The organism is Gaetbulibacter sp. M235 (assembly GCF_043876835.1).
Lineage (GTDB): Bacteria > Bacteroidota > Bacteroidia > Flavobacteriales > Flavobacteriaceae > Yeosuana.
Genome location: NZ_JBAWJZ010000012.1, coordinates 33,536 through 54,585 on the forward strand (window position 1 = coordinate 33,536; position 21,050 = coordinate 54,585).

Genomic DNA, 21,050 nt, shown 5'->3' on the forward strand with positions numbered 1-21,050 from the left:
AATAATATTTTTAATACAAAAAATCATAGAATTATCTGCAACACAATGGTACTGGCAAAACCGATTTCAAGTTAATAAAGAGGAGTATCAAATTATTTTTTTAACTAAAGATGGTATTGATCAAGATTATACCTACAGTTTATTGGTAAACATTTAATGCATCTTGTTGAACTAAAGTTTTAAAATCAATACAAAATACTTATTTGTATTTAAGAAGAGAGAGGAGAATTTAAAAATAATATAAATTTTACTTTTAAATTCTCCGTTTTTAATATTCTATTAAAAGACAATCTTAAGACTATCTTTTTTCTTTTTAAATAATAGTTTGTCAATTGAATAGTTTCCCCCACCCATAACAATGAGAACTAAAATCATAGCTATCCATAATAAGAAATATTCGTAACCCTCTCCAGCTTTATTACCATACCAATTCATAAAAAAACCGTGTTCAAAATGTACTGTAAACATTATGGTTAATGCGAGAAAAAAGAAGGATATGGCCAAAATTCTAGTTGCAAAACCAAATAAAAGAGCTACAACTCCAAAAGTCTCTAAGATTATTGCCATGAAGCCTAAAACCCATGGTATTCCCAATGTTTCAGTGAAGTAGTTCATAGTTCCTGTAAACCCGTAGCCTCCAAATAAACCAAAGAGTTTTTGAGCGCCATGGGGGAATACAACAATACTCATCAACACTCTTAATATCAGTGGACTCCATGATGAGTTAGTCCTGAATAATAACACTTGAATGTTTCTCATCACGAATTGTAATAAAATTTTTCATTGATAATCATTCCATCCTTCCATAATTGAACCGATATTTGATTATAAATTCGTTTACCCCAGTCTTTATGGATGTAATTGTAATGCCACTCCACCATTGAAACATTCTTACCAACGGCAACTTTTTTGGGAATACAGGCTTTGAAATCAATTATAGATGCAAAAAATTCCTCTTCTCTTTTGCGATTTTCATCTTTACCAACAGTAGGTTCATTTTCGTTCTCCTGCATACTAACATCTTGGTGGTAATACATTTCAAAGGCCTCTAGGGCTCTTCCCTTGATTACTAAATCATTTAGACCATTAATCTTTTCTTCGATTGTTTTCATAAGTCATAATTAAATTAAACAAAGCACAAATTTCAAGTTAAACGAAACCATTGACATTGAACTAGTTTAAAAAATTATATTATTCTAGATTAATTTTTGGATCAAGAATTGATATTTGATCTAATTTTGCTTAAAAATTCTTTACTCATTCCTAGGTAAGAAGCAACTAAATATTGAGGAATCCTTTGTTCAAGGTCAGGATAATTAATCACAAAATTCTTATATCGTTCTTTGGCAGAAAGTGAATTATTAAGGATAATTCTTTTCTGAGAAGCTATAAAAGCTTTTTGAATTATCAATCGAAAGAAACGTTCCAATTTTGGTAAATGATTATATAGATAATTTAGCTTCTCCAGGGAAATCTGAAATAATTCTGTATCCTCTAAGCATTGTATATTATAATCAGCTTTAGTCTTATTAATTAAGCTTCCTAAATCAGACACCCACCATCCTTCAACAGCTAGCATGACAACATGCTGATTTCCAAATTGATCAACGTAAAACACTTTTACCGAACCTGAAATTAAAAAATTTTCGTGCCGACAAATATCTCCTTGCTGCAATATATATTGACCTTTTAGAAATCTTCTTGTCTCTATATTTGAAAGAATTAAGTTCTTTTCTTTATCGTCTAGCTTTATGTAACGGTTAAGATATTCTAAAAAAAACTGTTCTTTCATAATGGATATTAAATTTTGTTATAATAATGATACAGATAGGGTTTAATTATTCAGAAAATTAGAAAACATCTTAAGTTAATAATTATTTACAAAATTAATCATATTTATATAATGTCATGATTGAAAACAACAGAATTGCAGGAGTTGATAATGTCAAATTTTATCAAAAGTTAGGAAAATAACATATTTTTAGCTTTTATGTTTCCAAGAGACCATTAAAAGTAGAAAATGATAATCCTTACTTAATTCCAAACCCTTTCTCTCCTCCGATCACTAATAATACATGTAAGTAAGTTTTATTCTATGGGAAACCGTAGTCCAAAATGTAGTCTTGAACAAAAATTAATATAGATCCAGGGATTTCTTTAAAATTAAGTCCGAAAACCAAGAGTATGCACTTTTAATACTAGCATTAAAGTATTAAGAAACATGGCGCTATCAAGGATAGTAGGTCAACAATATGATTTCGGAATTTACAGAGACAAATGAATAAAAAGCCTTTTGGGAAAATTTATTTCTAAACCATGTTTTATATAGTAAAAGCATTAACAGATAATTTTTTAGTGCATTTGAAACCTAAGCCTAAAAAGACTATTACTTTACCAAACTTAAGTTTTATCTAAAAATTTGTTTACCGAATGTTCAGTAATAAAATATTTTTATATACTAGCACAATGAGACCACAAAAAATACTACATAAAGAAATCGTAAAAGGTTTAGCTAAAGTGTTTCGCTCTAAAGGTCATGAAGCGGCTAGTTTAATAGAACTATCTGAAGTTACTGGACTTAAAAGAACATGTTTATACCATAGTTTCCCTAATGGAAAACAAGAAATGGCAGAATCTGTTTTAAATCATATAGCTAAATGGGTTCAGGAAAATGTATTCTCTACCTTGAATAATGAAAACCTCTCACCAGAAGTAAGACTTAAAAATGGATTACTCCAGATTAGAACGTTATACAATGGTGGTAGAGAAGCCTGCGTTTTTAGAGCATTTTCAATGCAAACAGGGTGCACTTTTTCGAACAAAATATTAAAAATGGTATTAATGAGTGGATTGATAACTTTACAGAGATAGGGATTTCTTTGCAGTTTTCTCCTAAAGCTGCCAAAGAAAATACTATTAAAACATTAATAGAAATACAAGGTAGTCTAATCGTATCAAAAGGATTGAATGATGTCAATTTCTTTGAAAAAAACAATTGAAAATATAGAATGTAGGTATATAAGCCGAAAATAAGAATTAATACTATCCTCTAACATTCCCAAAAAAAAATGTTAATATGAAATTACCTGAATTCAGCATTCATACTAGAACAGCCCCCAGCAGATTTAATTATGTAGAAAGTGGTAAAATAGATTGGTAATTAAAAACCCATAAATCAAAAAAATCAATAACATTTATTGTATAAAACAAATAAAAAAATTAATTCCATTCCGTTTAATCTTATCAATTATATTAACTGGATGTCATGATACGAAAAATATTAACCCCACAAATAGTACTGTAAAAATGATTAAAACCCAAAACAAAATTAAAACGCATATCACAAAATTTAAAAAAATTAAAGTTAACGGTATCAATATAGCATATCGTGAAGCTGGAAACCCAGAGAATCCAACAATTGTCTTATTACACGGTTTCCCGGCCTCCTCACACCAATACAGAAAAGTACTTAATCAATTATCGGATAATTTTCACTTAATTGCACCAGATTATCCCGTGTTTGGAAATAGCGAATTTCCGCTACCTGAACAGTACAATTATACATTTGATAATATCGCAAAAAACCATAGATTCTTTCTTAGAATTAAAAGGGATAAATTCATATGCGCTAATGATAACAAGACTACGGTGCGCCGATTGGCTTTAGAATTGCTACATCACATCCAGAGCGGATTACAGCCATTATCAATCAAAACGGTAATGCATATGAGGAAGGTTTAGGTGATGCTTGGAAAGGGATAAAAGCGCTTTGGAAAAATAGAAATGAAGACACTGAAAAGGCTCTATTACCGGCATTTTCATTAGAAGGACTTAAATGGCAATATACCCACGGATCCAGAAACATAGAAACTATTAATCCTGATTCTTGGAATCTTGATTATTTGAGATTATCAAGACCAAATGCTCGTAAAGTAAACCTTGATCTATTCTATGACTATCAAAATAATGTGAAACTTTATCCTAAATGGCAAGAATATTTAAGGGAAAATCAACCTCCCTATTAATTGTTTGGGGTAAAAATGACGAATTTTTTCCAGAGAATGGTGCTCAAGCATTCAAAAGAGATGTTAAAAACTATAGATTTTAATATTTATGACACTGGTCATTTTGCTTTGGAAGAAGATGGAGATTTAATCATACAAAAAATTAAATTGTTTATGCAAAAAATAAAGAAATATCGGTAACAAACTACAAACTCATGCATTAAAAAGAATCCATTACAGTTTAGAAATTTCTATTGTATTAAAAACCATGTTTTGAAATCTTCTTGTATTCGTGTTTGTAAGGATGCTAATTAAGTGTCGACAGAATCTATGACTTACAAATATTAGTAAATATGAAACTTCCAAAACTCGTGACTTTTTTGTTTTTTTTAGGATTAAATTCTTGCATCCAAGACGATATTATAGCAGATTTTGTTCCAGAGGAAGTTAGGATTATTAGTAACGTGAATACTTTAACAGTAGGAGATGTTCTAAAATTGGAAGCCTCATACTTTAATAAAGTTGGACAAAAAGAAAACAAAACAATCGTTTGGGAAAGTTCTAATTTAAAAGTATTATCAATAGATGAAGCAAATACTATTAGCGCCGAATCTGAAGGAGATGCCACAATTTCAGCAAAAACAACTGGAGATTCTGGAGAGTTAACAGACAGCAAATTTATAATGGTTGTTAAAAAAGGAGATGTTGTAATGCCATCGGAAAGCATTAAAAAAGGAACCTTCACACCTACGTCCTCATATGAATCAGCAGGTGATTTTGAAATTAAAAAAAATTCAACTGGTATACAAATAGAACTTTCTAGTAACTATATAGGAGATGATAGTTTACCAGGCTTTGCTTTGTTTTTAACTAACAATCCAAATTCTTTAGTCAACGCATTACAAATTGACGCATATGATGACTCCGATGGAGTACATTACAAAGGAGCTTTTATATATAATATAGAAGGAGTTGGATTAAATGATTATAAATATTTAGTACAATGGTGTAGACCATTTTCTATACTTGTAGGACAAGCGTTAATCATGGATAAGTAAATTTTATGAAATATTTAAAACTAATTTTAGCCATTTGTATTTTGTTAACTTTTCAACATAGCTATTCTCAATGGAACAAAGGAAAAGGAAATGGATACTATAAATTATCTGCTTGGTCTTTAGTAGCGGACCAACATTACACCAATTCTGGTAAAATAGATTCCAATGCGACTAGAGGTAATTTTACGTTGAGTTTCTATGGTGAATATGGGGTTACAAATAAGTTAGATATAATTGCCTATATTCCTTTTATAACTAGAATTTATCAAAACACTCAAGTCTCGGGAACTAACGGAAGTGTGATTCAAGCAGGAGAAGCTGTAAATTCGACTGGAGATATAGATGTAGGGTTAAGATATGTTATGTTCAAAAAGAATCATATAGCCTTGTCTGCCTCTTTAAAATTAGGATTGCCTACCGGAAAAGAGAAAGGAGGGAGCGATGGTAGTTACCAAACAGGTGATGGAGAATTTAATCAGCTATTAACAATAGATGTCGGATCGGCGTTTCAATTGTTCTACAAACCTGCATATGCAAAAGCATTTATAGGTTTTAATAATAGGACTCAAGGCTTTTCTGATGAATTTCATTACGGAATTGAATCGGGGATTAAGGTATACAACAAGTTTTGGATGTTGGCTAGGATAAAAAGTATTGAATCACTCAAAAATGGAAGTAGTTCAACTCAAATTTCTCAAGGAAGTATATTTGCCAATAATATAGAATACTTTAGTATTGGCGCAGAAATTGCTTATTATATCGATTCTAAACTAGGAATTTCCCTAAATTACACAGAGGCCATTTCTGGTAGAATTATATATGCAAAGCCTTCTATTAGTGCTGGGGTATTTTTGGATGTTCGGTAACATAAACTAGAAGGAATATGGAAGAATAACCCTATTTTATTTTACATAATGACGAAAAATTTCAATGGGAAATTATTCGTAATAAATATGAGATAAAACTCCTGACTATGAATTAATAACCTTAATTTTTGGATTATTATTAATTTTAATAATAAATGCAAATTGCCACAATCTTTTGTTTACTGCAATTTCCTTTTTTTCTTCTTGATGAATCCTTTAGCAGATATGTCAATCGAAATATGTTTCAATACTTTCAGATTCAACTCATTATCTCCTAAACAAATTTCTTTATAACCAACTGAAGGAAGATTTTAAAATAATTAAGTGAAATTGAATACATTTTTTTAGAATTAGAAGTAAAATTTAAAAAAAATTATTTTAATGTACTTCTATTTAATCTATATTTAAAGAATCTTACATTACCCACGCTTAATTCACTATCCTCTTTGAATCCTAAAGAGAATACACCTTTAATTCTTGTTCTTGTCGGAGGAAGAAGTATCGTTATTGATTCCAAATCCATATCCTCAAAAGCTATATTCATAATTTTTTTGAATAAGGTTTTCCCTAAGCCCCAATAATTTGGGTGCAAAACCAATGCTAAATCTGCTTCTCCATTCTCAGGTTGCAATCCGCCCCACCCCGCAAATTTTCCGTTAACCAAAAACGCCCATGGCCCAAATCCATGATTTTTCCAAAGTAATTCTTTATTATAAATAAACTCATCACAATCACATTCACTGAATTCTCCTATCAATAAAGGCAACTGTCTTCTTACTAATTGATTGTTCATCAATCCAATAATTTCAGACTTTGCAATATTACTTAATCTTTTGAATTGAATATTCATTTTATACACTTCATTAATTCATGATATTCTTTTAAATTTTCTTGAATATTTTCTTTGGATGAAGAATCATTAAATAACCAAAAGCTAATGTCAATATGCCGTAAATTACCGCTGTAGCAAATAACAGTTGAAAATGATTGCTTGTGATTGGTAAAATTTTAAATAATGCAAAAAAAGACACAAGAAAATGTATTAAATTACCTATTGTCAATGGCTTACCATATATCCCTCCAATTATTGTGTTCCTTGACATCCAATTTAATGTAGCAAAACCTAAATAAAGTGATCCAACAATTTGCGAAAAAAGAATTATTAATATATCTGTTTCAAAGTCTAGAACCTTGGATATTTCTTGTAAAAAAAATGTAAGCCCAATTCCAACTACACCTAAAAATATGGAGCTAGATACCATTATTAATTTTGTATTCATAATACTTATATGTTATTTTTATGTTTGTATCGATTATCTTGGTTTAATTAACATTTATTTTAATTGTTCGGCTCCAGATTAGGCTTGTCTTTAGGTCTTTTTAAAATTCAAAACTTTAATTAACCTTTTCAACTCAGGCAGAACGTCAGACTCAAACCATGGGTTTTTAGTCATCCAAATATTATTTCTGGGTGATGGATGAGGTAAAACAAAATATTTGGGTAAATAATCTCTAAAATTTAAAACTGTATCTGTTAGTGTTTTTTGTTTTTTATCATTTAAATAATAATCCTGAGCGTATTTCCCAATTAATAAAATAAGTTCTGCTTGTTCTATTTTATATAATACTTTTTGATGCCACAAAGGGGCACACTCTTTACGCGGTGGCAAATCACCCGATTTCCCTTTACCAGGATAACAAAACCCCATTGGCAAAATAGAAATTTTTGTTGAATTGTAAAACATATCAGAATCAATTCCCATCCACTGTCTTAAATTTTCTCCGCTTTTGTCATTCCATGGAATTCCAGTTTCATGAACAATTTTACCAGGAGCTTGTCCAATAATTACCACTTTGCTTTTAGGGTATGCACTTAATATTGGCCTAGGCCCTAAAGGCAAATGAGCAGCACATTCGTTGCAATTCTGTATATTATTTAATAATTGTTTCACCGGACTTATAGTACTAAATTAAAACACCTTACTTATTATATACCACAATAAGTAAGGTGCATGCAATTGCTATTAAATCAATTCTACTTCTGGAAAATCTATTGGAACCTTGACAATTTCGTTTAGATAATTTGTAAACGTAATATCAGTAATAACTAAGATTAGATCTACCAAAGCTTTTTCAGTATAGCCTATATCAAAAAATGCTTCTATTAATTCTTTAGTGGCTCTACCTCTATTTGTTGTAATGTTGGCCGCTAATTTCGTAAGTATATTAAGTTTGTCGTCACTGCTTGTTAATTGTCTAAATGACAAAGCATCTTCATCAGTAAACCCATTCATTTTTGCAATGGCTGTATGAGCAGACAAGCAATAATGGCATCCATTAACTTGTGATACAGCTAATTTAATGGCTTCTAATTCTTTATTGGTAAAACTACCCTTTCCTGCTTTATTAGTCATATTAATATGTAATGCCAAACTTTCGGAAGAATAACCTGTCACTGCATATACATTTGGAAGCATCCCAATTTGTTTTTTAATAGATTCAAAAATTTGTTTTGAATCATTATCTACTTGATCTATTGTTGGAACTGTTATCATTTTCATTTTTTTATTTCAAAATTTAAACATCTGTAAACCCACCACAATAATTTAGGTTTAAGGTTAACAGATGTTTATTGTTTTTTTAAATTAATTATAGGTTTTGCTTAATTTTTCCCAGTTATTGTTTGCAACTGAAAGCAATTTATTGTGGTTGTTCTCTGCTAGCCATAATTGCTGTGCATCTAACTCTAAATTGTACAAGTACAAGAAGTATTTACCATCTTTAACAATAAACTTGTTTGGATCTGGTCTAAATTTAGCCCCAGCATAAATGCCAAAAGCACAGAATCCACCAAATTGAGGTAAATATTTACTTGGGTTTTTATCAAATGATGCTTTTTGTTCAGCAGACGTAAAATAATATACCACCTTCTTATGTTCTGATTTGTATTGTTTTAAACCTCTTTGGGCAATACCTAAATCTAGATACGAAACTGGACTATAACCTTGTAAAGCAATATTGCTATTATCGATGTTGTTTGCCTTGTTGTCTTGCGCAAAAGTTGCTGTAGCAACCAAAATTGCCAATATTAAAACTGATGATTTTATTAATTTTTTCATTTTTTTTAAACTTTAATTGTTTTACTTGTTTTTACTTTTTTAATAATCGTTTTCGCTTAATGATACTACTGTAAAAACAACAGCAGCATTAAACAGGTAGTAGTTGGCTTCTATTCCACTAAACCTTAAGGCGAATGGAATAATCATAAAAGCTATAGCAACTACTAAATCTATAGCTAAATGTCCTTGAAAAGGAATTGTTCTGAATGCTCCCAATTTATAATCTGTTAAAAGACTTACTACTAAAACTGCAATTCCTGTAATGATGGAAATCCAAAGTGATGCTGGATTTGTGTTACCTAAGCCTAAAAGAAAAGGAACAGTAATAAGTCCTAAACCAGCTGAATAATCGGCTACACCGTGAAGTGTTGGTGATATAAATCGAAACTTCATTTTAATTAGCTTTAAAATATTCTTCTCGAATTACTTTGCCTTCATCATTCCAAACACGAAGAATAATTTCATGCCAGTAGATTTTAGTTTCATCCCTCATGTCAAAATCGAATGTGAATTCTGATGCTGAAACATTACCGTCAAAAAGCGTATGATATTTAGTAATACCATTTACTTTAGCTATTGCTCCTGCGAACCCTTCCATTTTTTCTACCATTTGTGCTTTATTGGACGTTTGTACATTGTTATAATCCGACGTCTTAGCATCCTCTGCGAAAAATTGTTTTACAGCATCCACAATCGCCCCTTGTGCAACGATACTGTCCATTTCTTCTGTTAATGATTTAATATTCATAATTAATAATTTTAATGTTAAACAAATTTTATTTTGTAATTACACTGCAAATATCAGAATGAAAACTAAATCGGTGTTTGCAAAAAAAAAACAAATTATTGTACTTTTTGATGTCTGAATTGAGAAGGAGTTGATCCAGTTTGGTGACTAAAGAAGTTTGAGAAATGACTCACTTCTTCAAATCCTAGCTGAAATGAAATATCTTGAACACCATATCCTTGATCTAATAAACTTTTTGAAGAAGTTATTAATTCGTGTCTTATTAGTTTACCAAGAGAAATGTGCATGTCATCCTTGACTTTTTTAGACAAAGTTTTTACAGATAAATTCATTTTTTGGGCATAAAAACCCAATTGATGTTCTTGTCTATGATGCATTCGAACCAGTTCAATAACATCTTGAATAAAAGAATTGTTGCCTTCAAAATCAAAGTTTAATCGAAATTTATTAGGACTCTGCCCCACTTGGTATGTAAATACACGATTAAAATATGCAGGGTCTTTAAAACCTAATTTAAAAGACACCTCTTTAATACTTTTATCTGTAAAGGCTATTTGCTTTTTACTTTCTAAAATCCTTTTACTTTCTATTAATTTCTTTAATGAAAAACCAATCTTGTTCTTTAATAAATGTTGAACATTATATCCGTTTTTATCAATTAAGTTAACCAAATCTTTGCTTAATAAATTGTTGGCATATTCTTGATCAATAATATCTTTAGTATCAAAAATGATTTGGTACTCTTCTTTATTAGCTTGAAATGGATTTTGCCAGTACCATTGTTTTGCAGAGACATCAACGATGTTGTAGTTACCATTTTCAAAAACAGTATTTTCTAGATATTGTTGACACTCTGAACACTCCTTAAAATTGATATATCCTAAAGCTATTAAATGTTTGAATAGTACACGGACATCTTTAGACTTAAACAAAATTTCATCGGGAAATTCTATTAATCGAACTTGGAAATCATCAGACAAAAATTTAATATACTGTCCTTTAGAAAGATAAATAGCTTTATCTTCCCAATCCATATAATTTTTAAAATCTACTTCTATACTGCCTGTACCTGAAAGAATATGAACCAACGTATATTTATTTATGAAGTAAACCTTATTAATTTCGGCGTCAAGTTTATTAACCATATTAAACCAATTAGTTTAATAAAAGTCGTACCTAGTATTGAAAACTGACAAAATTAAACAGTCTTGTCGTTGATATGCCTGTCAATAAATTAAATTAATTAATGTATCATATTTTGTGGTTTTGTGGCATCTGTTGAAGTTATAATAGACAATTTTATATTTTACATTCAAAAATCATATTAAAAATCATTCACTCTCAAAGTCACTAATTATACAAGCAAGGAATCTACTTTAAATTCAGGTTTGATTAAACTACAAAAAGATGTAGAAATTTCACCAATCTGGGTTGTTAAGTTAGACCATACCACTATTAAAAGATGGCCCTTCAAGTTTATTCCATTGCTTGAAAAATCAATTAAAAAATGAAATAAAATCGTTGGGAAAAGATGAAGAATGGATGAGACCCACCTAAAGGTTAATGGTCGGTGGAGATATTTATACAGAGTGGTCCATAACGCTTGTATGATTAAAAGAACCAAATAAAAAACAAAAAGTAATTCTATTCATAGAACATTTTACCCCTTGGTTGTTTAGAATAAACTTTTATTAACAATTTTAAAATATTATTAATTTATCAGATAAGACAGATTCGATTGCTGTCATAATATAAAAATAAAGCCAATACTATAAATGAAACAGAAACTTTATATGAACCCCGAAATGACTTAAATCATATCTATTATAATTCACAATATTAAAATTTTACTAAATGAGGCTTCTTTAATAAGTTTAATTACTCGATACGATAATTATAACTTTTTTAGAAGGGCTAGTTATATATAAGATTTATTAACAAGTCAATTATCAATCAACCTGTTAAAAAGCAGAAAGGCAAATTTTGAACTTAATTGAAAATATCTAATTTATAATTATTGAATTGGTTGCAACTATAAAATTAGTTTGTAGAATAACTTTGATCTGATTGAAAAATTGAATGGAAAAATTGATATACTGGTTGACATAAAAACATTACACAACATACAGTATGCAAAAAATTGCTACTTTTAGCTTAACCAATGTGAATTGCTTTGTTTGCTTGCATCCAATTTTCCTTCGGAAAATCCTCGCACTCAACACGCAACTATTCATATAAATAAAAATTGTCAGTCATTGCGACAAAAGGAATTTAACAGACAGAATAACAAAAATCAATGAATATAAAAACGTTTATAATTGACGCTTTTAATAACTAAACATTTAAAGGAAAACCAGCAGTGGTTTGCTTATTAGAAAATAGCATTGATAATCACTTAATGCTTTCAATAGCAAAAGAATTGGTAAAACAAAAATGAAATCGTTGCGATGCTCTGAAAGAAGTGGAAATATGGAAGTTGAATTACCTGATGAAAAAAACTTAACGATTAAAAGTAATGCAAAAATTGTATTTAAAGGAGAAATCAAAATTTAGAAAATGATAATAGATACATTAAAAACACTTTTCAAAAGAGACTTAGAAAAACTGATGACCGAAATAGAACTTTATAACAATGAAGGAAATATTTGGCTTACTGATCAATCAATTTCAAATTCAGCAGGAAATTTATGCTTGCATATTATTGGAAACCTTAATGCCTATATTGGTGTTGGATTAGTAAAAATAAAATATGCAAGGCAACGAGACCTTGAATTTTCATTGAAAAATGTACCTAGAACAACAATATTAAGTCAAATTGTAGATACAATTAAAATTGTGGAAAATGGATTAAATAACTTAACCTTAAATCAAATGACCGATGATTTTCCTGTTGTAGTCTGGGAAAAACCAACCGAAATGGAATACACCTTGATTCACTTAACAACTCATTTAAATTATCATCTTGGGCAAATAAATTATCACAGAAGATTACTTGACAATTGAAACGTAAAAACAACAAACCAATAAGTCGTATATAAAAAATTGCTTGTTTTATCTTAACCCATATCAGTTGCTTTGTTTTCTTGCAACTTTCCATATACATAAACGTAAGCTGTAATTAGATAAATGAAAATATTAAAACGCCTTTTGAAAATTGTCTTTGCTCTTATAGGAGTGCTAGTAATAATTACTATTATTATACTTCGGGTTGATTCACACAGAATTAGCTACTTAAGTATTAATAAGAATGAACTAACATTTAATGATTCTTATCTTATTACTAATGTTAATGTAATACCCATGAATCAAGACACTATTTTAGTTGATAAAATGGTATACATAAATAAGGGTATAATTGAAAAGATTGCTGACACCATTCAGGCTTTGGGAGTTGAAATTCTTGATGCAAAAAACAAATACTTAACACCGGGTCTTATCGATATGCACGTTCATGTGTGGGACAGATATGAACTTGGTCTTTACCTATCAAATGGTGTAACTGCGGTTAGAAATTTATGGGGTATGCCGATGCACTTAAGAATTAAGGAAGATGTGAATGACGACGAAATTATTTCACCAATATTTATGACAACAGGACCAAAACTAACTGGTCGTGAATTCATTGGTGATGATAATTTAAACCTAACGAATCCTAATGAAGCAAAAATAAAAGTGATTTCATATAAGAATAGAGGTTACAATTTTATAAAAACTTATTACGGTTTAGACAAAGATATATTTGAAGCTGTGGTTGAGCAAGCTGCTATTTCGAAAATAGATATCGTAGCTCATCCATCACAAAAAGTACCTTTTTTATATCATTTAAAACCACAAATCAAATCTATTGAACATGCTGAAGAAATTGTGCAACAGTCATTACAGTTTGATTTAGATACTATCAAACTTCAACCTATCATTGATTCAATATCGCTTTCCAAGCATACTAGTTATTGTCCAACAATCACTGCATTTAATAATATCTACCAAATGATGATCAATGACTCTATTTTAGATTCAGAATCATTGGAATATATGAATCCACTCATTAAAAAATTTGACAGCAAAAAACAATTTGAGCGCTGGTTTAATACTAAACAAAATGACCCAGAAGCAATTGATCGGATAAAAGAGCAACATGATTTTCACATTACAATTGTTAAAAAGCTACACGAAGCTGGTGTGAATATAATTTGCGGAACTGATGCAGGCATAGGTGTTACCCTTCCAGGGTTTTCAATTCACCAAGAACTGGTGTTTTATAAAGAGGCTGGTCTTTCTAACTACGAAGTTTTGAAAACAGCTACTATAAATGCATCTAAAACACATACAATTATGAACCAACTCGGTACAATTGAAGTAGGTAAGATTGCTAACTTATTAATAGTAGATAATAATCCTTTAATAGAATTATCAACACTTAAAAATCCTTCATTTGTTATTGTTAAGGGAAGAAAATTAAATAGAAGTACTCTCAATTCATTTGAAGAAAAGGCAAAGAGTCGTAAGAATCTAATTGCTTCCGCTCTTAGGTATTTAGAAAATTTAATTTTTGAAAAATAAACTACTACTAACAATGGCTATTAGATATAAAACCGAGAGTTATGTCAATGAAAATGATGGCTTTAATTGATAAAGTAAAATTGACGACAAAACTAGAACTTGTAACTCAAATTAAAACACTCGGTTATAATTTTAGGTTCATTGGAATTTTAATCTTTTTGGCAAGTTTGTTAGAGATTGTGAATTAGACCAACAAATAAGTTTAATTTAAAAATAATATTATGGCATAACCTATTAAAGAAATACCCTTTCTTTCTGGTAAAGATGCTTAAAAGTTGTTAAAGAAAACAAAGACATTGTGAAAGTACTTAAGGAAGAAAAGGAAAAATTGAGCAAGTTATGAAGCGCTAAAAAAGAATCGCGTAATTTGTTATTTAATGAATTATTATTAATCAGATTAAATTCTGATACAAATATTTTGCCGTTCGATTGTGAAACATAGATTTGAACTGCTTTTTTTTGAAGATTCTAAAATTATGTGAATCAATTATTAACTACTATTTTTATTATCCAAACAGAAACAGAAACAGAAACTGTTGTATATTTCAATTATCTTAGCAACAAGATATCTCAAGTTGAAATAGGAAACAAATATACTTTTCAGTATAGAATTTCTTCCTTAGTACCAAAAGGTAAAGATGGATAAATAAATTATGTAGAAATTGGTAGATTTGCTGCATCTGATAATTTCAAAGGAAATGGATACGATAGAGAAACCCTAATCTTCACAAAAGCTTTGTTTATAGGCAATAATAGGACAGGTTGTAAAATTATTACTATTAATGTATATAGAGAATCATTAGGTTTTTACTTAAAAAACGTATTTAAATATTTATTCAGTTTAGAAAAAATCTGATACTTGATTAATGTATTTTAACCTAGGTTAATTAAGCTATTCTGATTTCACTTCCTAATTTCAGTAATCTTGCCTTAACTCGTAAAAAATAAAATTCTCATTAAGTCAATAAATTTGTAAACTTAATAAAAAACTTTGTTTTCAAAAATGTGTAAAAACCTTACTTCGGAATTTTCTTTCGAAAAAAAAATTTTTACAACTTAATTCTTTCTTTTTTTTCATTTGTTTTTCTTAATTTTCCATAAGGTATTTTTTAAATGAGACCCTTGTATGGGATAATCTAACAGAACGGAAATATAAGAATCATTATACTAATATACTAAGCCTAACATACTTTAAAAGAATAATATATATCATACATGACTAGACTAATATTGATTCCGTTATTATGTGCTTTTATTTCTATGGATGCACAAGAAAGAATAATTATTAATGATGATCAACAATTCATCGCCTTCCTTGAAAACTCTTTGGAGAATGGTGTTGCTAATTCTGAAATCACACAAATGTTTTACCAACGCACATGGGATTATTGGAGGAAACATATGATAGATTATAATCAGAATCCAGAAAAATATAGCAAGGTATTATCACTTTACTATCAAAATCAACAGAAATATAAAAGGAATGATTCAATAAAAATTGACAGATTTGAAAATCAGATAGAAAGTTTTCGTCGATTTGACAATCGAAATACACTTGCTAAAAATCCTGTTCTATTCATTGGCAGTTCAAGTATTGTTTTTTGGGAGACAGCAAAATCATTTCCCGATTTACCAATAATTAACCGAGGATTTGGAGGAGCAAGTCTTCAAGAGATAATTCATTATTACGATGATATTGTTAAAAGGCATTCGCCATCTATTTTAGTCGTTTATTGTGATATAGATATAGAGCGCGGAAAATCTCCTAACGTAGCCTTTAGTGCATTTAAAGAATTAGTAAACAAGGTTAGAAAAGACTTTCCTCTAACCCAGATATTTCTTCTATCCATGAAACCAACACTAGTTGATGACTTTATTCAAAAAGATGTTAGCATAAATAAGGTAGCAACCAATAGAATGCTAAGTAAATATTGTGATGATGAAAGAAATCTACATTACATAGATATCACAAATATGATGATAAAGTCAGATGGACGCGTGCGTTCAGATATCTTTCTTACTGATGGAATGCATCTAAATCAGTTAGGGTATGGACTTTGGGATCCGATAATAAGAAGCAAAATAATGAGTTTAACAAAATAGAACACGAAATACATAGACAAAAAACATAGTGTATTTGACAGGTATAATGTCAAAAAAATTTGCAAACTATGGACCACCTTAGCTGATAACTATAACATGGGAAAAACCTATGATTTTAAATATCGGATGAACAAACCGTTAGGTCACAATGAGCTAAAAATGAGTAGTGTTGCTACTTGTTTGGCACTCTAACTCCACAAGTGAAATGTGCTCTAACAATCTGCTAAACCAAATTGCACAAGGCTTTTTTTATAAACTTCAGCTCCAAATGTCAGGCTCAAGCCTTTATCCTGCCATAACAGTTGTTAAAACAATTTGTATATGTTTCTTGATCTCCCAATCTAATAAATTTAACAACTAACGGCAGCTGTGCTTACTAGTCTACAAACAATGATTAGGTACCCAATTGCAAACATCGGTCAGATTCTCAAATCTTTGTTGCTTAATTTTATTATTTTTCCAACTGCAAAACAGAACTGCGTTTAGCAGAGAGTTGTGCATAAGCTAAAAAATAATGCAGAAGAAAACAAAAGACAGGATTGTTGGTTCTGTCTCATTTGTGAAATTATAATCTAAAAATTCTTGGTTAACCAGACTCATACTGCTAAACTGTAAAATGCCTTGTAGGCAGATAAACTATTGCTGTCCATCTGTCCTTTCTATATCATATGCACTAACTCTATGCACGTTATACTCCTCCTAGCAATCCCAAAGTCCCTGTAACCCTGTCCTACACGCTTCTTTATAAACCTATGGTCCTGTTCAACTATGTTGTTCAAATACTTGCACTGCCGTATCCGTATCTTAACAAAAGAACGTCTTCCATAAACCTTAACCGCCCCTTGTTGGAACCACTTTTGTCAATGTTTATCAGTTCGATGTGACCATTGTTGTTTATGGCCTTGTTCAAAAAGGATTGGGAGGACATGCGCTGTCCCCTCTTGGTAAATAGAAAGTCTATTGTATTCCCCTCTTTATCTTCAGCTCTGTAAAGTACCTCCATTCCCCTTTTGTTTTGATGAATGTCCCATCTATCCTCCTGCGTTTACCTACCACATACTTCCTACTTCGAAATGAAGCCTCCATTTGTGGACTGAATTTATAGCCCACCTTTGAATGGTTGCATGGCCTACTTTCACTCCTCGTATGGCCATCAACTCCTCAATCTCTCTGTAGCTCAATACAACCCTGAACTTGAAATAGATAGCTTGCATAATAACTGACTTGGGAAAAGTGTGGCCTTTGAACATTGTTTTTGTTTTAAAAATACAACATTCCATTTTTATTAATTTAGATGCGACAGAACCAACAAATTGGTACATAGAATGTTTGCTATGGTTAAAGATCAAAAATTATACGATTTTAATTTGCAAATGTCATAGATATCATTGCTTCGGATTTTTATACCGAAAAATCCTGCTCTTTTACTATCTTCGATTTACGGCGGAAAATCCTCGCGGATTTTCACACAACGAAACCATACACGTTATCCAATGATAAAGTTTTATATAAAAATTAGACAAAATTGTTGACTAAAAATAAAATAGGCTATTACCTTTTTCAAGCAATTGTATTAATAAATAGATCACATGCTAGCTAATGTTGTTGATGGATTTCTCTCATTGCCCAACTCTTTTAACCTTCGAAAGTGAGAGGCGAGTGCACTAAAGACGTTTAGTTTCAAATTATAAGTGAATCCATATTCTTCAGAAGTTTTTTTAACAATATCAGCAATCGCAGGATAATGCACATGGCATATATTTTGAAAAAGGTGGTGCTCAATCTGATAATCCAGCCCACCAATATACCAACTGAATAGACCATTCTTTCTTCCAAAATCAGACGTGGTACGAAGTTGGTGTACCAGCCAGTCATTATTAATTTGTTGGTCTTCATCGACAAGAAGTTGATCCGTGCCCTCAACTACATGTGCCATTTGAAATACGGTGCTCATAATCATACCAGCAGTTATATGCATGGCAACAAAGCCAATTAATATTTGCCAAAAAGAAAAATCTGTTAAGTATAAGGGTAGACCAATAATAACAGCAAAGTAGATGACCTTAATGACAATAAGTTTCACCAGTTGCCATATAGGATTAACATTTTGCTCCTTGGTAATACCTTTTTTGTTATACTCCAGTAATACTCCAATTTCACCAAACAATCTTGCAAATGTCATTAGTCCATATAGTGGAAAAGCATAAAAATGTTGGTAACTATGATACTTTTTAAGTGGCCCATATTGACATAAACGAATAATCTTTAGGTTAGAAATATCAGGATCATAATTATAAATATTAGTAAACGAATGATGTTTAATATTATGCTGTATTTTCCAATTAAAAATATTACTACCCAAAAGGAACATGGTAGACGAAGCGAGGTTATTTACCCATTTTTTTGAAGAATAGGCATGATGAACCCCATCATGCATGATTGACATCCCTACGCCTGCTTCCCCTATACCCATGATCACCGCTAAACCCAAAGCTGTCCAAGGTGATACGGATCTAGTGAGCAACATTATAAAAGGCACTAAATAAACACCTAAAATAACAACCGACTTCAGATACATGCTAAAATTACCATAAATGGACTTATTATTATCCTTGAAATAAGAACGTACCCGTTTTCTAACCTCATAGGAAAACTCCCGTTCCTTATTGTTTTGCCTCACAAACTTAACGCTTTCCATTATTCTTGATTAAATTAATTTTATACTTAAAATTTACTTAAAACCGACTATATGAGTAAATGACTTTTGTCAGTTTCAATAAAAAAATTGGAACTCTAGGTTTATTAAAAAGGAATTATAAAAATAACTAAAGGCTAACACCGTATAAAAACAATTGCACAAGGCTTTTTTATAAACTTCTGCTCCAGCTGACAGGATCAAGCCTTTTACGTGCCATAACAGGTGCTAAAAGCAATTTGGATCTGTTTCTTGATCTCCCAATCTAATAAATTTAACAACTAACGGTAGCTGCGCTACCTAGTAGACAAACAATGATTAGAGACCCAATGACAAACATCGGTCAGATTCTCAAATCTTTGTTGCTTAAATTTATTATCTTTTCATTCGCAAAACTGAACTGCGTTTAGCAGGTCGTTAGCAATAAGCATTCAGCAACACTCAACAATGACAGTATGAACATAGAATATAGTTATGACAAACGACCAACAGCAGACCAAATAATTGAACTTTATAACAGTTCAGGTTTGCCACGACCAACAAATGATAGAGAACGAATACAAAAAATGTATGACAGTTCAAATTTAATAGTCACTGCTTGGGACAATGACATTTTGATTGGAGTTTCTCGTTCAATTACAGATTGGGTTTGGAGCTGTTACCTTGCAGACCTTGCTGTCCATCCAGATTATAAAAAAGGGGGAATAGGTAAAAAGCTTGTTCAATTGACAAAAGAAAAACTTGGCGACCAGTCAATGATACTTTTGCTTTCAGTTCCAACGGCAATGGAATATTACCCAAAAATTGGAATGACAAAAGAAGATAGGGCATTTACAATACTTCGTACAAAATAAAGTTTCTAATGACAGAAAAGTGATTAACAGAGTAGTATCGCAATCAACCACAAACAATGACAGGAAAACTGTTGAAGAATGAAAATTGAACAAAATATGCCTACCGCTAACATCGTATTGGCAATAGTGGGGCTGACAGTTGTAAACTCAACATTTGTAATTCTATTGGGCATTTGAACAAATGTTGGACTGATGTTATTCAAATGCCCCACCATCGCCAATACGTAAACCGTTAGCGGTCATTAAATAAACACTCTACCACAATTCATAAATAAAGAAATAATACAATTAAGAAAAGATATGGAAATCATAGTTGATGAGAACATAAAACTTGAGTTGACATCTGAAAAGTATGCAACATCATTATACAACGTAATAGATAATAATAGAGAACATCTATCTGAATTTTTGCCTTGGATAGAAAATATGCAATGTGTGGAAGACTTTAGAAATTATCTACAAAATTGTGAGCACCTATACAAAGAAAACAAAGAAGTGAGTTTTATAATATTACTAAATGAAAATCCAGTTGGCAGAATTGGGCTCCATCATTTGAATCTACAAAACAAAATAGGCTCGATTGGATATTGGATTGATAAAAATTCAGAAGGACAAGGAATAATTACAAAGTCTTGCATTGAATTAATTAATTATGGATTCCAAAAAATAAATTTAAACAGAATTGAAATAAAGGCATCTGTTAGAAATATTAAAAGTCAAGCTATTCCTATAAAATTGAAATTCAAAAAAGAAGGTGTATTAAGACAAGCTGAATTTGTAAATAACGAATTTATTGACCTGTTCATTTATTCAATGTTAAAGAATGAATGGTTAACGAATAACGACCGGTAACCATATATAAAAATAGCAGTTAAGAGCTAAACTTAAAGTTTAATTCGCTTCTGCTATCTTTCTATCTTTGTTTTAAACTGAAAAATAGCACATATAAATCTTTTACTATTCATATACAAAGCATTGTACATCAACTGAAAAAAAATGAAGAAAAAAATTCACAGTTTACAATTTGACCTGTCTAATATATT

General features: G+C 30.5%; 25 protein-coding genes. 12 read left to right on the plus strand and 13 right to left on the minus strand.

Annotated elements, in window-relative coordinates:
* Positions 1 to 279: 279 nt before the first annotated feature.
* From V8G69_RS15500 to V8G69_RS15510, 3 genes are all read right to left on the minus strand, one after another.
* Positions 280 to 759, minus strand: coding sequence for a DoxX family protein (locus V8G69_RS15500; protein WP_394883038.1), 480 nt, complete (start codon positions 757 to 759; stop codon positions 280 to 282).
* Positions 759 to 1,112, minus strand: coding sequence for a SnoaL-like domain-containing protein (locus V8G69_RS15505; protein ID WP_394883040.1), 354 nt, complete (start codon positions 1,110 to 1,112; stop codon positions 759 to 761). The genes V8G69_RS15500 and V8G69_RS15505 overlap by 1 nt, the downstream gene beginning before the upstream one ends.
* Positions 1,113 to 1,213: 101 nt before the next feature.
* Positions 1,214 to 1,792: a Crp/Fnr family transcriptional regulator gene (locus tag V8G69_RS15510; RefSeq protein ID WP_394883042.1), complete on the minus strand. Its 579-nt coding sequence runs from the start codon at positions 1,790 to 1,792 to the stop codon at positions 1,214 to 1,216.
* A gap of 674 nt (positions 1,793 to 2,466) precedes the next feature.
* On the opposite strand from V8G69_RS15510, the gene V8G69_RS15515 reads away from it, so the two are divergent.
* From V8G69_RS15515 to V8G69_RS15535, 5 genes are all read left to right on the plus strand, one after another.
* Positions 2,467 to 2,871 carry a TetR/AcrR family transcriptional regulator gene (locus tag V8G69_RS15515; protein ID WP_394883044.1) on the plus strand — a complete coding sequence of 135 codons (405 nt, stop codon included), beginning with the start codon at positions 2,467 to 2,469 and terminating at the stop codon, positions 2,869 to 2,871.
* A 435-nt stretch (positions 2,872 to 3,306) separates the two neighbouring features.
* Positions 3,307 to 3,741 carry an alpha/beta fold hydrolase gene (locus V8G69_RS15520; RefSeq protein ID WP_394883046.1) on the plus strand — a complete coding sequence of 145 codons (435 nt, stop codon included), beginning with the start codon at positions 3,307 to 3,309 and terminating at the stop codon, positions 3,739 to 3,741.
* A 244-nt stretch (positions 3,742 to 3,985) separates the two neighbouring features.
* Complete coding sequence (locus V8G69_RS15525; protein WP_394883048.1) at positions 3,986 to 4,108, plus strand: hypothetical protein; 123 nt, start codon at positions 3,986 to 3,988, stop codon at positions 4,106 to 4,108.
* A gap of 249 nt (positions 4,109 to 4,357) precedes the next feature.
* On the plus strand, positions 4,358 to 5,062 hold the full coding sequence (locus V8G69_RS15530; RefSeq protein WP_394883050.1) for a hypothetical protein: 705 nt from the start codon (positions 4,358 to 4,360) through the stop codon (positions 5,060 to 5,062).
* A gap of 5 nt (positions 5,063 to 5,067) precedes the next feature.
* Positions 5,068 to 5,928 (plus strand): hypothetical protein, encoded by an 861-nt coding sequence (locus tag V8G69_RS15535; RefSeq protein WP_394883052.1) that lies wholly within the window; start codon positions 5,068 to 5,070, stop codon positions 5,926 to 5,928.
* A 373-nt stretch (positions 5,929 to 6,301) separates the two neighbouring features.
* Here the strand turns inward: V8G69_RS15535 and V8G69_RS15540 are convergent, their stop codons facing one another.
* The 8 genes from V8G69_RS15540 to V8G69_RS15575 form a co-directional block, all read right to left on the minus strand.
* On the minus strand, positions 6,302 to 6,778 hold the full coding sequence (locus V8G69_RS15540; protein ID WP_394883054.1) for a GNAT family N-acetyltransferase: 477 nt from the start codon (positions 6,776 to 6,778) through the stop codon (positions 6,302 to 6,304).
* 31 nt (positions 6,779 to 6,809) lie between these two features.
* Positions 6,810 to 7,208, minus strand: a complete 399-nt coding sequence (locus V8G69_RS15545) for a hypothetical protein (protein WP_394883055.1) — start codon at positions 7,206 to 7,208, stop codon at positions 6,810 to 6,812.
* Between the two features lie 90 nt (positions 7,209 to 7,298).
* Positions 7,299 to 7,880, minus strand: coding sequence for a uracil-DNA glycosylase family protein (locus V8G69_RS15550; RefSeq protein WP_394883057.1), 582 nt, complete (start codon positions 7,878 to 7,880; stop codon positions 7,299 to 7,301).
* A 72-nt stretch (positions 7,881 to 7,952) separates the two neighbouring features.
* Entirely contained in the window at positions 7,953 to 8,483 is a 531-nt protein-coding gene (locus tag V8G69_RS15555; protein WP_394883058.1) for a carboxymuconolactone decarboxylase family protein, read from the minus strand.
* A gap of 90 nt (positions 8,484 to 8,573) precedes the next feature.
* Entirely contained in the window at positions 8,574 to 9,047 is a 474-nt protein-coding gene (locus tag V8G69_RS15560; protein WP_394883059.1) for a YHS domain-containing (seleno)protein, read from the minus strand.
* A 39-nt stretch (positions 9,048 to 9,086) separates the two neighbouring features.
* Complete coding sequence (locus tag V8G69_RS15565) at positions 9,087 to 9,440, minus strand: hypothetical protein (RefSeq protein ID WP_394883060.1); 354 nt, start codon at positions 9,438 to 9,440, stop codon at positions 9,087 to 9,089.
* A 1-nt stretch (position 9,441) separates the two neighbouring features.
* The gene (locus V8G69_RS15570) at positions 9,442 to 9,768 is read right to left on the minus strand and encodes a hypothetical protein (protein WP_394883062.1); all 327 of its coding nucleotides are present in this window, start codon (positions 9,766 to 9,768) and stop codon (positions 9,442 to 9,444) included.
* 122 nt (positions 9,769 to 9,890) lie between these two features.
* On the minus strand, positions 9,891 to 10,940 hold the full coding sequence (locus tag V8G69_RS15575) for a helix-turn-helix domain-containing protein (RefSeq protein ID WP_394883063.1): 1,050 nt from the start codon (positions 10,938 to 10,940) through the stop codon (positions 9,891 to 9,893).
* 393 nt (positions 10,941 to 11,333) lie between these two features.
* Here V8G69_RS15575 and V8G69_RS15580 point away from each other — a divergent pair, with 393 nt between their 5' ends.
* The 5 genes from V8G69_RS15580 (at position 11,334) to V8G69_RS15600 (ending at position 16,458) form a co-directional block, all read left to right on the plus strand.
* Positions 11,334 to 11,423 (plus strand): DDE-type integrase/transposase/recombinase, encoded by a 90-nt coding sequence (locus tag V8G69_RS15580; protein WP_394883064.1) that lies wholly within the window; start codon positions 11,334 to 11,336, stop codon positions 11,421 to 11,423.
* Positions 11,424 to 12,351: 928 nt separating this feature from the next.
* Entirely contained in the window at positions 12,352 to 12,798 is a 447-nt protein-coding gene (locus V8G69_RS15585) for a DUF1572 family protein (protein WP_394883066.1), read from the plus strand.
* Between the two features lie 123 nt (positions 12,799 to 12,921).
* Positions 12,922 to 14,355 carry an amidohydrolase family protein gene (locus V8G69_RS15590; RefSeq protein WP_394883068.1) on the plus strand — a complete coding sequence of 478 codons (1,434 nt, stop codon included), beginning with the start codon at positions 12,922 to 12,924 and terminating at the stop codon, positions 14,353 to 14,355.
* Between the two features lie 478 nt (positions 14,356 to 14,833).
* Entirely contained in the window at positions 14,834 to 15,001 is a 168-nt protein-coding gene (locus V8G69_RS15595; protein ID WP_394883071.1) for a hypothetical protein, read from the plus strand.
* A 569-nt stretch (positions 15,002 to 15,570) separates the two neighbouring features.
* Positions 15,571 to 16,458: a GDSL-type esterase/lipase family protein gene (locus V8G69_RS15600; protein ID WP_394883073.1), complete on the plus strand. Its 888-nt coding sequence runs from the start codon at positions 15,571 to 15,573 to the stop codon at positions 16,456 to 16,458.
* 775 nt (positions 16,459 to 17,233) lie between these two features.
* Here V8G69_RS15600 and V8G69_RS15605 read toward each other — a convergent pair.
* Both V8G69_RS15605 and V8G69_RS15610 read right to left on the minus strand, forming a co-directional pair.
* The gene (locus V8G69_RS15605; protein WP_394883075.1) at positions 17,234 to 17,461 is read right to left on the minus strand and encodes a DDE-type integrase/transposase/recombinase; all 228 of its coding nucleotides are present in this window, start codon (positions 17,459 to 17,461) and stop codon (positions 17,234 to 17,236) included.
* A 582-nt stretch (positions 17,462 to 18,043) separates the two neighbouring features.
* Positions 18,044 to 19,156: a fatty acid desaturase family protein gene (locus tag V8G69_RS15610; protein WP_394883077.1), complete on the minus strand. Its 1,113-nt coding sequence runs from the start codon at positions 19,154 to 19,156 to the stop codon at positions 18,044 to 18,046.
* A 452-nt stretch (positions 19,157 to 19,608) separates the two neighbouring features.
* Here V8G69_RS15610 and V8G69_RS15615 point away from each other — a divergent pair, with 452 nt between their 5' ends.
* Together V8G69_RS15615 and V8G69_RS15620 are read left to right on the plus strand one after the other, a co-directional pair.
* Entirely contained in the window at positions 19,609 to 20,007 is a 399-nt protein-coding gene (locus V8G69_RS15615; RefSeq protein WP_394883078.1) for a GNAT family N-acetyltransferase, read from the plus strand.
* A gap of 300 nt (positions 20,008 to 20,307) precedes the next feature.
* Positions 20,308 to 20,859, plus strand: a complete 552-nt coding sequence (locus tag V8G69_RS15620; RefSeq protein WP_394883079.1) for a GNAT family N-acetyltransferase — start codon at positions 20,308 to 20,310, stop codon at positions 20,857 to 20,859.
* The last annotated feature ends 191 nt before the right edge of the window (positions 20,860 to 21,050 follow it).